The sequence below is a fragment of the Pseudomonas sp. PK-RTE-24 genome (genome assembly GCF_054052265.1).
The window spans coordinates 3,388,070-3,402,353 of record NZ_CM133224.1 but is presented as its reverse complement, the minus strand read 5'-3'; the positions used below and the strand labels follow the sequence as shown (position 1 = coordinate 3,402,353).

At 61.4% G+C, this 14,284-nt stretch carries 13 protein-coding genes and 2 pseudogenes; 11 read left to right on the top strand and 4 right to left on the bottom strand.

From position 1 onward, the window contains the following. Nucleotides 1-272: 272 nt before the first annotated feature. Nucleotides 273-827 (top strand): RNA polymerase factor sigma-70, encoded by a 555-nt coding sequence (locus ACV8MC_RS15340; protein WP_008088195.1) that lies wholly within the window; start codon nt 273-275, stop codon nt 825-827. A gap of 136 nt (nt 828-963) precedes the next feature. Here the strand turns inward: ACV8MC_RS15340 and ACV8MC_RS15335 are convergent, their stop codons facing one another. The 3 genes from ACV8MC_RS15335 to ACV8MC_RS15325 form a co-directional block, all read right to left on the bottom strand. After that, nucleotides 964-1,977: a GNAT family N-acetyltransferase gene (locus tag ACV8MC_RS15335; RefSeq protein ID WP_353187497.1), complete on the bottom strand. Its 1,014-nt coding sequence runs from the start codon at nt 1,975-1,977 to the stop codon at nt 964-966. An 85-nt stretch (nt 1,978-2,062) separates the two neighbouring features. Further along, a complete protein-coding gene (locus tag ACV8MC_RS15330; protein WP_041478456.1) occupies nt 2,063-2,860 on the bottom strand; it encodes a substrate-binding periplasmic protein in 798 nt (265 codons plus the stop codon). A 94-nt stretch (nt 2,861-2,954) separates the two neighbouring features. Beyond that, entirely contained in the window at nt 2,955-3,578 is a 624-nt protein-coding gene (locus ACV8MC_RS15325) for a TetR/AcrR family transcriptional regulator (RefSeq protein ID WP_041478455.1), read from the bottom strand. A gap of 184 nt (nt 3,579-3,762) precedes the next feature. Between ACV8MC_RS15325 and ACV8MC_RS15320 the strand changes: the two genes are divergently transcribed. The 10 genes and pseudogenes from ACV8MC_RS15320 to ppnP all read left to right on the top strand — a co-directional run bounded on the left by ACV8MC_RS15320 (nt 3,763) and on the right by ppnP (nt 13,254). Further along, nucleotides 3,763-5,547: an acyclic terpene utilization AtuA family protein gene (locus tag ACV8MC_RS15320; protein WP_457262493.1), complete on the top strand. Its 1,785-nt coding sequence runs from the start codon at nt 3,763-3,765 to the stop codon at nt 5,545-5,547. Between the two features lie 12 nt (nt 5,548-5,559). Then, complete coding sequence (locus ACV8MC_RS15315; protein WP_252884620.1) at nt 5,560-6,429, top strand: SDR family oxidoreductase; 870 nt, start codon at nt 5,560-5,562, stop codon at nt 6,427-6,429. 3 nt (nt 6,430-6,432) lie between these two features. Next, on the top strand, nt 6,433-8,049 hold the full coding sequence (atuC, locus tag ACV8MC_RS15310) for a geranyl-CoA carboxylase subunit beta (protein ID WP_457262490.1): 1,617 nt from the start codon (nt 6,433-6,435) through the stop codon (nt 8,047-8,049). Between the two features lie 30 nt (nt 8,050-8,079). After that, the gene (atuD, locus tag ACV8MC_RS15305) at nt 8,080-9,237 is read left to right on the top strand and encodes a citronellyl-CoA dehydrogenase (protein WP_056788533.1); all 1,158 of its coding nucleotides are present in this window, start codon (nt 8,080-8,082) and stop codon (nt 9,235-9,237) included. After that, nucleotides 9,234-10,031, top strand: coding sequence for an enoyl-CoA hydratase/isomerase family protein (locus ACV8MC_RS15300; protein WP_457262488.1), 798 nt, complete (start codon nt 9,234-9,236; stop codon nt 10,029-10,031). The genes atuD and ACV8MC_RS15300 overlap by 4 nt, the downstream gene beginning before the upstream one ends. Nucleotides 10,032-10,323: 292 nt before the next feature. Further along, nucleotides 10,324-11,839: pseudogene (locus tag ACV8MC_RS15295) on the top strand (acetyl-CoA carboxylase biotin carboxylase subunit); the annotation flags it as partial. Beyond that, nucleotides 11,821-11,976: pseudogene (locus tag ACV8MC_RS15290) on the top strand (hypothetical protein); the annotation flags it as partial. The pseudogenes ACV8MC_RS15295 and ACV8MC_RS15290, both read left to right, overlap by 19 nt. Before the next feature lie 117 nt (nt 11,977-12,093). Next, on the top strand, nt 12,094-12,285 hold the full coding sequence (locus ACV8MC_RS15285) for a biotin/lipoyl-containing protein (RefSeq protein WP_457265563.1): 192 nt from the start codon (nt 12,094-12,096) through the stop codon (nt 12,283-12,285). A gap of 70 nt (nt 12,286-12,355) precedes the next feature. Next, nucleotides 12,356-12,898, top strand: a complete 543-nt coding sequence (locus ACV8MC_RS15280) for an exonuclease domain-containing protein (RefSeq protein WP_150637787.1) — start codon at nt 12,356-12,358, stop codon at nt 12,896-12,898. Nucleotides 12,899-12,969: 71 nt separating this feature from the next. Then, nucleotides 12,970-13,254 carry a pyrimidine/purine nucleoside phosphorylase gene (gene ppnP / locus ACV8MC_RS15275; RefSeq protein WP_024013687.1) on the top strand — a complete coding sequence of 95 codons (285 nt, stop codon included), beginning with the start codon at nt 12,970-12,972 and terminating at the stop codon, nt 13,252-13,254. Nucleotides 13,255-13,326: 72 nt separating this feature from the next. Here ppnP and ACV8MC_RS15270 read toward each other — a convergent pair whose 3' ends face one another. Continuing rightward, the gene (locus ACV8MC_RS15270) at nt 13,327-14,133 is read right to left on the bottom strand and encodes an MOSC domain-containing protein (protein WP_310217441.1); all 807 of its coding nucleotides are present in this window, start codon (nt 14,131-14,133) and stop codon (nt 13,327-13,329) included. Between the last annotated feature and the right edge of the window lie 151 nt (nt 14,134-14,284).

The window sequence follows — 14,284 nt, the reverse complement described above, 5'->3', positions numbered from 1 at the left end:
GCATCGGAATGCGCTGAGGCCGGGGATCTGCACCCGGGCCATTCACCAATGAGAACGGATGGAGTGGGGAAATAATTAGTCGGCAGGCACGACGTCCAGCGGGGCCAGGGTGCGGCGGCGTGTCGCAGTTCGCAAAACACATCGACTTACAGCACTACTTCTCTTTCTCATTTGACAATCATTATCATTCAACATAATTTGTCGCTCGATGTGTAGGACGGCGCCGTCCCCCGAGGCCCTCCCACTAACCTATTGGCAGCAAGGTGATTTCCATGACGGAACAAGTATCCACAAGCAGGTGCGATTCACCGCTACTTCAGGCATTCGTCGACAATCGACTGATTCTGGTCAAGATTGCAGCCCGTATTACCGGTTGCAGGTCTCGTGCCGAAGACGTGGTTCAGGATGCGTTTTTCCGACTGCAATCGGCCCCGCCGATCACGTCGTCGATCAAGGCTCAGCTGAGCTACCTGTTCCAGATCGTGCGCAACCTCGCCATCGATCACTACCGCAAGCAGGCGCTCGAACAGAAATACTCAGGCCCGGAAGAGGAAGGCTTGAACGTGGTGATTCAGGGCGCTTCGCCGGAAACTTCGCACATCAACTTCTCGACTCTGGAACACATCGCCGATGCGCTGACCGAGCTGCCCAGCCGCACCCGCTATGCCTTCGAGATGTACCGTCTGCACGGCGTGCCGCAGAAAGACATCGCCAAGGAACTGGGCGTATCGCCCACCCTGGTCAACTTCATGATTCGTGATGCTTTGGTGCACTGCCGCAAGGTCTCGGGCAGTCGGCGGGATGCGGTGATTGCGGGTCGTCGTTAGGATCCGGATTCTGCGTCAAGCCATTCGCGAGCAGGCTCGCTCCCACAGGGTTTGATCAACGACACAAACCCAGTGTGGGAGCGAGCCTGCTCGCGAAAGCGGCCTCAGACCCAACGAAATTCCGAGGCCGAACACATCAGGCCAACCGGCACCGATCAAAAAACCGCTCCCGCCCCAGAATCATCAGCGCCGCGCGCTTGTGCGGAAAATCGAATTCCTTCTCGCAGTGAAAGCATTGGTTGTGCATATGCCCGATCATCTTCGCGTTGTCGGCACGTGGCTCGGCGACCACGCGCTGGGTGCGTGGATCATCGAGAAACAGGTAATGCACCAGCGCCGATAACCAGCTCGCCACTTTGTGCGGGCCGCGATGACTTTCCTCGCCGACCAGCATGTGAATGCCACGGTCGTAATCGCCGGCATCGTAGAACGGCGCGATGCGATCTTCCTTGGCCCAGTAGGCTTCGAAGTAAGCGAAAGGCTGGTCATCGAAACAGCCAATCAGCGTCAGCGTGTGCGGATCGGCCTCGAGCTTGCCGAGGTATTCGCGATGCTGCTCAAGGCTGCCCTCCTCCTGCCAGAAACTCGCCACGCGCGGGCTGTTCTGCCAGCGATTGAAGCGCGACAGATCTTCCTCGATTTCCAGCGTTCGCAAGGAAATCCACGCGCCGAGACGTGCATCGAAACGCCGATAGACTTCACCGCGCGGCTTCACCGGTCGCAGCGGATGGCGCTTGCCCTGGCTGATGACCATTTGCTGCGGATAGCTGCCGGTCAGTGACGTGCCCAGCCACGGCTGCGGCAGTTGCCAGAACAGCGTGCGCTCGCAGCGATATTCGCCGGCGACTGCGGTGTTGATCAGCAAACCACTGCGCAAGGCTTCGGTCGGTGGCTGATCGAGTTGCCAGATCAACTGCTGACACGCCGGGTCACGGGCGAACAGCCAATAACAGGCTGCCCACAAGGCGTGGCCGGGCGGCAGAGCGAAACGCTCGTCGAGCTGGATCGGGCCATTGGCCTCGCGGTCCAGGCGCAGCCGAATCAACGGTTGCCCGTCCAGGCTCAGGCTCAGTCGGCTCTCGGTAGCATCAGCGATCAATCGACTGCCCGAGGGCAGAGCCAGGGCAGTCAGGTCATTCAGATTGGACATGGGTCGGGCTCACGTAATCGTCGACAGTTCAACGAAGTGACGTGAGCCGGGAGGGGAAATTTAAGCGCGAGAGGCAATTAGCGCTTCAGTGATGAGGCGCCGGCATCACGGCAATCCTGTAGGGCTCGAAAATTCTCAGCAATTCGCCGTTGTCGCGCAAACGCTGCAACAGGTTGCCGAAGGCTTCGCCGGTGATAGGAGCGCTTGGCCGCAGAATCGCGTAATGATGATAGATCTGATCGGTACGCTGCGACGCCAACAGCTCATCGCGGACCTTCTCGTTGCGCAGCAGGTAATCGAACAGATAGGAACGGGTGACCAGGGCAATGTCGGCGCGCCCGCGCAGGACCATCAGCAGGTTGCTGTCGTGGGAATAGGTCAGCGTCGCGTTGTAGTTTTTCGCGAGATATTTCGGGTCGGCGTTGAAGTCGGCGAATTCGTAGTGATAACCGCTGAACAGCGCCAGACGTTTGCCCGACAGGCTCGAGAAGTAGTTTTGCTGGCGGCCGTCTTCGCGTTGCGCGACAAAAATCTCGGCGTCTTCCAGGCCCATGTCGACGTCGTCGTGGGGAATGTCCTTCCAGCCCCACTCGGGGTTCTCGAAGATCGCCATATCGATGCGGCCTTGCTTGAAATCACCGAAGCGGCGCGGGATCGACGTCGGCACCAGGACAAATTGATAGTCGCTCTGCGAGCGGTTCAGCGCCTCGACCAATTGCGGCAACAGGCCGGTGTCGGCGCCGTTTTCCGGGCGAATCGTATAAGGCGGGAAATGCGCGGCGCCGACCCGGACCAATTGCGCTGACTGAGCGGGCAATACCCATAACGCAGCCAGCGCAGCGAGCAGCAGCCCGGCGGCTGTCCGAATTGGCGAAGACTTCAAAACACCCCACTCCCCGAAAAAAAATAGCGATCAATGCATTCAAGCTAGGCGGTTTCGCCGACTTAGCCAGTTTCCCGGCCGGTCCGACAACCGTTCAACGCGCTTCGAGGACCAGAATCAACGCTTCATCGGCGAGTTGATCGAGGCTCAAACTGCCGCCGGCACGGAACCAGGTGGTGGTCCAGGACAGTGCGCCGGTAAGGAAACGTCGGGTAATAAAAACGTCGCCGCGAATAAAGCCGGCGTCCTTGGCCTCGCCCAGAACCTGCAACCAGATGTCTTCATAAACATCACGCAAAGCGAGGACTTTAGCCTGACCGTCCTCGGACAATGAGCGCCATTCGTACACGAGCACGGCCATCGCCTCGCCACTGCCGCCCATGATCGACTGCAACTCGCAACGAATCAGTGCCAGCACCCTTTCGCGCACATCGCTCGCCTCGGCCAAGGCTGCGCGCATCAACGCGGTGTTGTAGCGGATGGTTTCCTCCATCACCGCGCGGAGAATTTCATCCTTGCTTTTGAAGTGATGAAAAATGCTTCCCGACTGAATGCCCACAGCACTGGCCAGATCACGCACTGTGGTGCGCTCATAGCCTTTGTTGCGAAACAGGTGAGCCGCCACTTGCAGCAATTTGCCGCGGGCGCTGTCCGGGTCGGTCAACTGGCCTTGGTCGACCAGTTCGCGCATGACCCGCAGGGCTTTTTGCTCGTCCACCCGTTCTCTCCTACAGTCGATCAGTGTGTTGCCCCCTGTAACCGCAGGGTTGCGCGCAATTTAAGCCGCGCGCGGGCACCAAGCAAGCGCTTGGGCAGAAGAATGTTTCGCCTGTTTACAAACCAAGCGCTTGCTTGGTAGCCTCCAGACACTTCTGTCGCAGGTCCCTGAGTCGGAGATAGAAATGCCAACCACCGTGCGTATCGGCTGCGCCAGTGCCTTTTGGGGCGACACTTCCACCGCTGCCGCCCAGTTGGTGACGGGCGGTAACCTGGATTATCTGGTGTTCGATTATCTGGCCGAGATCACCATGTCGCTGATGGCTGGTGCGCGCCTGAAAGACCCACAGGCCGGGTTCGCCAGCGATTTCATCGAAGTGCTGGCGCCGCTGCTGACGCAACTGGCCGAACAGAAAATCCGCGTGATCAGCAATGCCGGCGGGGTCAATCCGCAGGCTTGCGCGGCGGCCCTGCAAGCGGCCTGCGACCAAGCTGGGGTCCAGCTGAAGATTGCCGTGTTGCTCGGCGATGACCTGCAAGGACAACTCAAACACCCCGCCGACATCCGCGGAATGTTCAGCGGCGCGCCACTTCCGCGTATGTGCGTGTCGACCAACGCCTACCTCGGCGCGCCGGGGATTGTCGAAGCTTTGCGCCTGGGCGCCGACATCGTCATTACCGGCCGGGTGGTCGACAGCGCCGTGGTCAGTGCGGCGCTGGTTCACGAATTCGGCTGGTCGTGGCATGACTACGACAAACTCGCCCAAGCCGCGCTGGCCGGGCACATCATCGAATGCGGCGCGCAGTGCACGGGCGGTAATTTCACCGACTGGCGCGAGGTACCGGATTACGAGCACATCGGTTTTCCGATCGTCGAGGTCAGCGCCGATGGCCAGTTCCTCGTCAGCAAACCCGAAGGCTCCGGCGGACTGGTCACGCCGTTGACGGTCGGCGAGCAGATGCTCTACGAAATCGGCGATCCGCAGGCCTATCTGTTACCCGACGTGATCTGCGATTTCACTCAGGTCAAACTTCAGCAACAAGGCAAAAACGTCGTGCACGTGCACGGGGCCAAAGGCCTGCCGCCCACCGACAAATACAAGGTCAGCGCCACGTACCCGGACGGTTTTCGCTGCACCGCCAGTTGCCTGATGGCCGGCATCGACGCAGTGGACAAGGCGCGGCGGGTCAGTCAGGCAATCATCGACAAGACCGCCGAGATGTTCAGCCTGCGCGGCTGGGCGCCGTACAGCGAAACCCATGTCGAACTGCTCGGCAGCGAAGCCACCTACGGCCCCCACGGCCAGCGCCGCGACAGCCGTGAAGTGGTGATCAAAATCGCCGTGCGCCATCCTGACAAACGCGCACTGGTACTGTTTTCCAGAGAGATCGCCCAGGCCGCGACCGGCATGGCGCCGGGCTTGACCGGCATCGTCGGCGGTCGTCCGACCGTATACCCCCTCATCCGTCTGTTCTCTTTCCTCGTCGATAAAAGCGCCTGCACCCTGCAAGTCGACATCGCAGGCGAACGTCATCCGTGCGCCCTGCCCGACCCGGTGGCTCTGGACAGTGCAAATTTGCCGATCGCCCATCAGCCGCCCAGACCCCAGGGCCGCGCCGATGCCAGTGTGCCGTTGGTGAAACTGGCGGTGGCGCGCTCCGGCGACAAGGGCAACCACAGCAACATCGGCGTGATGCCGCGCCATCCCGATTACCTGCCGTGGATCGCCGAAGCGCTGACCACCTCGGTGGTGGTCGACTGGATGCGGCACGTCCTCGATCCGCTTCTCGGGCGTGTCGAACGCTGGTATCTGCCCGGCACCCACAGCCTCAACTTTCTTTTGGAAAACGCCCTCGGCGGTGGCGGTGTCGCCAGTCTGCGCATCGACCCGCAAGGCAAAGCCTTCGCCCAGCAACTATTGGAAATCCAGATCCCGGTGCCGCAGAGCATCGCCGAACAGCTCGACTAGAGGATGGTGTGCATGGCTTACGCGTCGATTTTCCGCGCCGATCTGTTCAGCGGCCAGAACCTGATTGTCACCGGTGGCGGCAGCGGCATCGGTCGCTGCACCGCCCATGAACTGGCGGCCCTCGGCGCCAATGTGCTGCTGGTCGGGCGCAAGCCGGAAAAGCTGGAAAAAGTCGCCGCCGAAATCACCGAGGACGGTGGCCGCGCGCACTGGAAGGCCTGCGATATCCGCGATGAAGAAGCGGTCAAGCAACTGGTCAAAGAGCTGATCGCCGAACACGGGCCGATCCACGGCCTGGTCAACAACGCCGGCGGCCAATACCCGTCGCCCTTGGCTTCGATCAATCAGAAGGGCTTTGAAACGGTGCTGCGGACCAATCTGGTCGGCGGCTTTCTGATGGCCCGCGAAGTGTTCAACCAGTCGATGAGCAAACATGGCGGCAGCATCGTCAACATGCTCGCTGACATGTGGGGCGGCATGCCCGGCATGGGCCACTCTGGCGCGGCGCGTTCGGGCATGGACAACTTCACCAAGACTGCCGCGTTCGAGTGGGGTTACGCCGGGGTCCGGGTCAACGCGGTGGCGCCGGGCTGGATTGCGTCCAGCGGCATGGACACTTACGAAGGCGCATTCAAAGCGGTGATTCCGACCCTGCGCGAGCATGTGCCGCTCAAGCGTATCGGCACCGAATCGGAAGTCAGTGCGGCGATCGTGTTTCTGCTCAGCCCGGCAGCGGCATTCATCAGTGGCACCACAGTGAAAATCGACGGCGCCGCCAGCCTCGGCAGTCGCGCCTGGCCGCTGCACAAGGCCAGCCACAGCGAATCGTTCAATGGTTTCCACCGCGCCTATCTACCTGACGTGCTCAAGGACAAGGAATAAGCCATGGCGCAGATTCAGTCGCAACTCGATCCGCACAGCGAAGCGTTCGCGCGCAACCGCGCGGCCATGCTCGCCGCCATCGAGCAGGTGCAGCAGCTTGAACAGAACCTGTTGAACAAGGCCGCCGAAGCCAAAGACAAATTCAGCAAACGCGGGCAACTGTTGCCCCGCGAGCGCTTGAACCTGTTGCTCGACCCCGGCGCGCCGTTTCTCGAACTGGCCAGCCTCGCCGGCTACAAGTTGCACGACGACAAGGACGGCAGTTCGGCCGGTGGCGGGCTGATTGCCGGCATCGGTTATGTCTGCGGCATTCGCGCGATGGTGGTCGCCAACAACAGCGCGATCAAGGGTGGCACGATCTCGCCGAGCGGCCTGAAAAAATCCCTGCGCCTGCAACAGATTGCTCGGGAAAACAAACTGCCGATGATCACCCTCGCCGAAAGCGGCGGTGCCAATCTCAACTACGCGGCGGAGATTTTTGTCGAAGGCGCGCGCAGTTTCGCCAATCAGGCGCGCATGTCAGCAATGGGTATGCCGCAGATCACCGTGGTACACGGCTCGGCCACGGCGGGCGGCGCCTATCAACCGGGATTGTCGGACTACGTGGTGGTGGTGCGCGGCAAGGCCAAGCTGTTCCTCGCCGGCCCGCCATTGCTCAAAGCGGCGACCGGCGAAGTGGCCAGCGATGAAGAACTCGGTGGCGCCGAAATGCACGCGCAGGTCGCCGGCACTGCCGAATATCTCGCCGAAAACGACGCTGACGGCATACGCCAGGTCCGCGACATCATGCGCATGCTGCCATGGAACGAGCAGTTGCCGTGGCTGCCGGAGCCGCAATTCAAAGAACCGCTCTACCCCATCGACGAACTGCTCGGGCTGATCCCGGACGATGCAAAAAAGCCCTACGACGTGCGCGAAATCATCGCGCGGATTGCCGATGAGTCGGACTTTCTCGAGTTCAAAGGCGAGTTCGATCAGCAAACCCTTTGCGGCCAGTTGAAAATCCAGGGCCGCGCCTGCGGCTTCATCGGCAACAACGGCCCGATCACCCCGCAAGGTGCGAGCAAGGCGGCGCAGTTCATCCAGTTGTGCGACCAGAGCCAGACGCCGCTACTGTTTTTCCACAACACGACGGGGTTCATGGTCGGCACCGAATCGGAACAGCAAGGGGTGATCAAGCACGGCTCGAAACTGATTCAAGCGGTGGCCAACGCACGGGTGCCTAAACTGACCATCGTCGTCGGCGGTTCCTACGGCGCCGGCAACTACGCCATGTGCGGGCGCGGGCTCGATCCGCGCTTCATCTTCGCCTGGCCTAACAGCCGCACGGCAGTGATGGGCGGCGCACAGGCCGGCAAGGTCTTGCGCATCGTCACTGAGGCCAAACAGCTCAAGGACGGCATCGAGCCCGATCCGAAAATGCTCGACATGCTCGAACAGATGACCGCGCAGAAACTCGACAGCCAGTCCACCGCACTGTACGGCAGCGCCAACCTGTGGGACGACGGCCTGATCGACCCGCGCGACACCCGCACCCTGCTTGGCTACTTGCTGGATATATGCCACGAAGCCGACAGGCGTACGCTGCAACCCAACAGCTTCGGCGTCAGCCGCTTCTGACCGCCACGGATCCTACGGAGAACAACAACAATGATCTTCACCCCGGAACACGAAGCCCTGCGCCGCACCGTCCGCCAGTTCGTCACGCACGAGATCAACCCGCACGTCGAAGAATGGGAAAAGGCCGGGCGCTTTCCCATTCATGAGATATTCCGCAAGGCCGGTGAGCTGGGCCTGCTGGGCATTTCCAAGCCGGAAAAATTCGGCGGCATGGGCCTCGACTACAGCTATTCGATCGTCGCCGCCGAAGAGTTCGGCACCATTCATTGCGGCGGGATTCCGATGTCGATCGGCGTGCAGACCGATATGTGCACCCCGGCGCTGGCGCGCTTCGGCTCCGATGAACTGCGCGAAGAGTTCCTCCGGCCGGCCATCACCGGCGAACAGGTCGGTTGCATCGGCGTTTCCGAGGTCGGCGCCGGCTCCGATGTCGCCGGGCTGAAAACCACGGCACGCAAGGACGGCGATGACTACGTGATCAACGGCAGCAAGATGTGGATCACCAACTCGCCGAGCGCCGATTTCATCTGCCTGCTGGCCAACACCTCGGACGACAAGCCGCACATCAACAAGTCGCTGATCATGGTGCCGATGAACACCCCGGGAATCAGCCTCAGTTCGCACCTGGACAAGCTCGGCATGCGCAGCTCGGAAACCGCGCAGGTGTTCTTCGACAACGTGCGCGTGCCCCAGCGCAACCGCATCGGCCATGAAGGCGCGGGGTTCATGATGCAGATGCTGCAGTTTCAGGAAGAACGTCTGTTCGGCGCGGCGAACATGATCAAGGGCCTGGAATATTGCATCGACAGCACCATCGAGTACTGCAAGGAGCGCAAGACCTTCGGCAACGCGCTGATCGATAACCAGGTGATCCACTTCCGCCTCGCCGAATTGCAGACCGAAATCGAATGCCTGCGCGCCCTGGTCTATCAGGCCACCGAGCAATACATCAAAGGCCAGGACGTCACGCGCCTGGCATCGATGGCCAAGCTCAAGGCCGGACGCCTCGGCCGTGAAGTCAGCGACAGCTGCCTGCAATATTGGGGCGGCATGGGCTTCATGTGGGACAACCCGGTGGCCCGTGCTTATCGCGATGTGCGTCTGGTATCGATTGGCGGCGGCGCCGACGAAATCATGCTGGGGATCATCTGCAAACTGATGGGCATCCTGCCGGGGAAAAAGAAATGAGCAGCCTGCCCGATTGCCAGACGCTGTTGCTGGAACTGCATGGTGGCGTACTGCACATCACCCTCAACCGCCCGGACAGCCGCAATGCGATGAGCCTGCAGATGGTCGCCGAACTGCGCGCGGTGCTGGCGGCGGTGCGTGATGACCGCACAGTGCGGGCCTTGGTGCTCAGCGGTGCCGGCGGGCATTTCTGCGCCGGTGGCGACATCAAGGACATGGCCAATGCCCGGGCTCAGGGCGCGGACGCTTACCGTGAGTTGAACCGGGCGTTTGGCGCGCTGCTGGAACAAGCCCAACATGCGCCGCAAGTGCTGATCACTGTGCTGCAAGGCGCCGTGCTCGGCGGCGGCTTCGGCCTGGCTTGCGTCAGCGATATTGCGATCAGCGATCACAAGGCGCAGTTCGGCTTGCCGGAAACCAGCCTTGGCCTGATCCCGGCGCAAATCGCACCGTTTGTAGTGCAACGGATCGGTCTGACCGAAACCCGCCGACTCGCGCTGACGGCGGCGCGTTTCGATGGCGCTGAGGCACAGCGTCTGGGCTTGGTGCATTTCGTTGAACAGGATGCGCAGGCGTTGGCCGAGCGACTGGATGAGGTGTTGCAACAGGTGGTGCGCTGCGCACCGGAAGCGAATGCGATGACGAAAAAATTGTTGCTGGCGAGTGCCGGACAGCCTTCGAGTGAATTGCTCGATGAGGCGGCGCAGTGGTTCAGCGCGGCGGTGACTGGAGACGAGGGAATCGAGGGGACCATGGCATTTATGCAGAAACGTAACCCTCGGTGGGTCAGCTAAAAGCTTCGCGAGCAGGCTCGCTCCCACAGGTCGAAATGCATTCCAAATGTGGGAGCGAGCCTGCTCGCGAAGAGGCCCGCACCTTCGCCGCCCAAAACTCAGGAGCCCCCGAGTTCGCAGTTGAAATGCGCTCCAAATGTGGGAGCGAGCCTGCTCGCGAAGAGGCCCGCACCTTCGCCGCCCAAAACTCAGGAGCGCCCGAATTCGCGGTTGAAATGCGTTCCAAATGTGGGAGCGAGCCTGCTCGCGAAGAGGCCATCCCATTCACCGCTATCATTTCAGGAACCCCACCATGCCTACCCTCCACAAAATCCTGATCGCCAATCGCGGTGAAATCGCCTGCCGCATCCAGCGCACGGTCCAGGCGCTGGGCTATCGCACCGTCGCCGTGTTCAGCGACGCCGACGCCGATGCGCTACACGTGCAAATGGCCGATCAGGCCGTGCACATCGGCCCGGCGCCGGTGCAGCAGTCTTACCTAAACATCGCGGCGATCATCGACGCCGCCCGACGCAGCGGCGCCGATGCAATTCACCCCGGCTACGGCTTCCTCTCGGAAAACGCCGATTTCGCCCGCGCCTGCGCCGAAGCCGGGCTGATTTTCATCGGCCCCAGCGTCAAAGCCATCGAACTGATGGGCAGCAAACGCCTGTCGAAAATTGCCATGCTTGAGGCCGGGGTTCCATGCATTGCCGGCTATCAAGGCGCAGCGCAGGACGACGCGACCCTATTGGCCGAAGCCGCGCGGATCGGTTATCCGCTGATGATCAAGGCCAGCGCCGGTGGCGGCGGACGCGGCATGCGTCTGGTGCACGAGGCCAGCGAACTGGCGGCGCAACTGCGTACCGCGCGGTCCGAAGCAATGAACGGTTTCGGTAGCGACGAGTTGATTCTCGAGCAGGCCTTGATCGACCCGCGCCACGTCGAAGTGCAACTGTTCGGCGACCAGCACGGGCATCTGGTCTATCTCGGCGAACGCGATTGCTCGATCCAGCGCCGCCATCAGAAAGTCATCGAAGAAGCGCCGTGCCCGGTGATGACCGCCGAGCTGCGCCAGGCCATGGGCGAAGCAGCACTCAAGGCCGGGCGCGCGGTGGATTACGTCGGCGCCGGCACCGTGGAGTTCCTGCTCGACGCGCGCGGGCAATTCTACTTTCTGGAAATGAACACCCGTCTGCAGGTCGAACATCCAGTGACGGAATTGATCACCGGCCTCGATCTGGTCGCGTGGCAGTTGCTGGTTGCCGAGGGCCAGCCGCTGCCGCTGACCCAGGAGCAGATCCGTCTCGACGGTCACGCCATGGAAGTGCGCCTCTACGCTGAAGATCCCGCTGCGGATTTTCTCCCGCAAACCGGCCGAATTGCCGCATGGCAACCGGCGTCGGGCCACGGTGCACGGATCGATCACGGTCTGCTTGAAGGTCAGTCGGTCAGCCCGTTCTACGATCCGATGCTGGGCAAACTGATCGCCCACGGTGCAACCCGCGAAGAGGCGCGGCGCAAGCTGTTGCGTGCGGTGCAGGACTCGGTGCTGCTTGGCGTTCAAAGCAATCAACGCTTGCTCGAAGGCCTGCTGCAACATCCGCAGTTCATCAGCGGCGATTTCAGCACCGCTTTCATCCAGCACCATTTTTCCAGCCATGCCAGCCTCAACACTTATGTGCCGACGACGGAGCAACTGGCGATTGCTGTGGTGTTGTTCTATCAGGCCAGCGCCCTGCCCCATCGCGCCCCGCTGAACGGCTGGCGCAATAACGCGAGCGTGCCGTTGCACTATCGACTCGGCAGTGACGAGCAGGACTGGACGCTGTCGGTGCTGGCGCGCAAATCCGGCGAGTTGGTCGTGCAGGCTGGCGAAAGCACTGTGGCGGTGAAAATCATTGAGCACGCCGCGCAATCGATCACCATCGAAGTCGACGGTCTGCGCCAGCGCCACGCCTATCGTCTGCACGATCGGCAGCTGTGGCTGTTCACCCATCCGGGCAGCCTGCGCCTGGAGGATCGAACTCATGCGCCGATCGACAGTCAGACCAGCGTCGCCTCCGGCACCCTGAAAGCCCCGATGGACGGTGCCATTGTCTATGTGCTGGTCAGCGAGGGCAGTACGGTCAGCAAGGGTCAATTGCTGGTGGTACTGGAGGCAATGAAAATGGAGCATCCGTTGAAGGCCGGCATCGATGGCGTGCTCAAACGGGTGCAAGTGAAGGTTGGCGATCAGGTAAAAAATCGTCAGGTTCTGTTGCAGGTCGAGTAGTCGCCCGGGCACAAGCGCGGGGTTTGACTACGCTCTGATAAATCAGAACGCGGAAATCAGGAACCCTGCGATGCCCCATTGGCTGGTCATAGATCTGGAAGCCACCACAGACGAGGGTGGCTGGCCGGTCACGGAAATGGAAATTATCGAGATCGGTGCGACCCTGGTCGACCGCGCCGGGCGCGAGCAGGATCACTTCCAGCGCTTCGTCAAACCGACCCGCCGGCCATTGCTGACGCCGTTCTGTCGGGAGCTGACACACATCAGCCAGGCCAATATCGATTCGGCGCAACCGCTGAGCGACGTCTGGCCAGCCTTTGAGCGCTGGCTTGCGCAGCATCAGGCTCGCCTTGAAGGCTGGGCCAGTTGGGGCGGTTACGATCGCCAGCAGTTGCTCCAGGAGTGGCAGCGCCTGAACATCGACAGCGGCCTGAGCAAAGTCCCGCACATGAACCTCAAACAGCGCTTCGCCAAGGCCCGCCGCCTGGAACGACCGCTGGGGCTCAACGGCGCGTTGCAACTGGCGGGCATGCAGTTCAACGGCCAACAACATCGCGCGCTGGAAGATGCCCGCAATACCGCGCGGTTATTGCCGCTGGTCCTGCCGCTTTAGACGCGTGACGGCGCGAAAAGCCTTGTGCATATTGGCCGCCCCCTTTTAAGCCCTTTTCGAGGAATCCGCCCATGTTTAAAGTCAACGAGTACTTCGACGGCACCGTCAAGTCGATCGCCTTTGGCACCGCTGAAGGTCCGGCGACCATTGGCGTCATGGCCCCGGGCGAATACGAATTCGGCACCAGCCAGCGCGAGATCATGCATGTGGTTTCCGGCGCGCTGAGCGTAAAACTGCCAGACAGCAGCGACTGGGAAACCTTCGCCGCCGGCAGCCAGTTCAACGTCCCGGCCAACAGCAAGTTCCAACTGAAAGTCGAAGTGGATACCGCTTACCTGTGCGAATACCGCGGCTGATCCCGCCGGTTTTACTGCGCAAAAAAATGCCCGCGTCCAAAAGACCCGGGCATTTTTCGTTTCAGCGACAACCTATTCGAGGATTTCCACCGGCATGCCGACTTCCAGGCGGCCGTTACCGTCGTTGACCAGATTCTGCCCGAACATCGCGCCATCGGCGGTTGAGCGATGTTTCTGTAACGTCGCGAACGGCTCGCGATCGGCGCTACGCTCACCGGTTTGCGGGTCGACAGTGGTCATGATGCAACGCGCGCACGGCTTGACCACGCGGAATTCGATATCGCCGATGCGAATACGTCTCCAGTTGTCCTCGGCGTAAGGCGCGCTGCCTTCGATGACCAGATTCGGGCGAAAGCGCAGCATCTCCAGCTCTCGCCCTACCGTTTCCGAGAGTGCCAGCCGCGAGGCTTCGCCAATCAGCAGCAATGGATAACCGTCGGCGAACGCCACTTGATCGTCATCCTTGCCGAAACCCGACTGCGTGGTGCGCGCCCGCTCGAGTGGCATCTGCACCAGACGTGTCGGCTTGCCGAGGAAGTCACTGACAAAACGCGCGGCTTGATCACCGGCGTCCGGCACACGCAGGGTGTCACGCCAGATCGTCACACCGCGCAGCTCGGCGTCGGCAGCGGGCAGCGCGACTTCGATAGCACCCTGCTCGGGAGCGCTGAGGGTCAGACCGCCGCCGGCATTCCATAACGCCGACAGCTGACTCATCTTCGCTTCGGCACGCTGGGTCAGAAAGCGCCCGCTGGCCTCGTCCACCAGCATCCAGCGTCGGTCGCCCGCCAGCCCGAGCTTGTCCAGCTCAATGCTTTGCAGGATTTCGCCCTTGCCGGATTTCAACGGGTAACGATAAAGCGCGCTCAGACGCAGCATGGCCAGCTTCCTGATGGAAAAACGCCACCCTATACGAGCTTCAATACCGAATCAAAGCCGTCATTAATGTAAATACACTTCTGTGGGAGCGAGCCTGCTCGCGAAGAGGCCGGCACATTCACCATCAATGTGTCCGACCCTGCGCTTTCGC

Coding starts and splice junctions, on each gene's coding strand:
- ACV8MC_RS15340 (WP_008088195.1), top strand. CDS start 273: ATGACGGAACAAGTATCCACAAGCAGGTGCGATTCACCGCTACTTCAG.
- ACV8MC_RS15335 (WP_353187497.1), bottom strand. CDS start 1,977: ATGTCCAATCTGAATGACCTGACTGCCCTGGCTCTGCCCTCGGGCAGT.
- ACV8MC_RS15320 (WP_457262493.1), top strand. CDS start 3,763: ATGCCAACCACCGTGCGTATCGGCTGCGCCAGTGCCTTTTGGGGCGAC.
- ACV8MC_RS15315 (WP_252884620.1), top strand. CDS start 5,560: ATGGCTTACGCGTCGATTTTCCGCGCCGATCTGTTCAGCGGCCAGAAC.
- atuC (WP_457262490.1), top strand. CDS start 6,433: ATGGCGCAGATTCAGTCGCAACTCGATCCGCACAGCGAAGCGTTCGCG.
- atuD (WP_056788533.1), top strand. CDS start 8,080: ATGATCTTCACCCCGGAACACGAAGCCCTGCGCCGCACCGTCCGCCAG.
- ACV8MC_RS15300 (WP_457262488.1), top strand. CDS start 9,234: ATGAGCAGCCTGCCCGATTGCCAGACGCTGTTGCTGGAACTGCATGGT.
- ACV8MC_RS15285 (WP_457265563.1), top strand. CDS start 12,094: ATGGACGGTGCCATTGTCTATGTGCTGGTCAGCGAGGGCAGTACGGTC.
- ACV8MC_RS15280 (WP_150637787.1), top strand. CDS start 12,356: ATGCCCCATTGGCTGGTCATAGATCTGGAAGCCACCACAGACGAGGGT.
- ppnP (WP_024013687.1), top strand. CDS start 12,970: ATGTTTAAAGTCAACGAGTACTTCGACGGCACCGTCAAGTCGATCGCC.
- ACV8MC_RS15270 (WP_310217441.1), bottom strand. CDS start 14,133: ATGCTGCGTCTGAGCGCGCTTTATCGTTACCCGTTGAAATCCGGCAAG.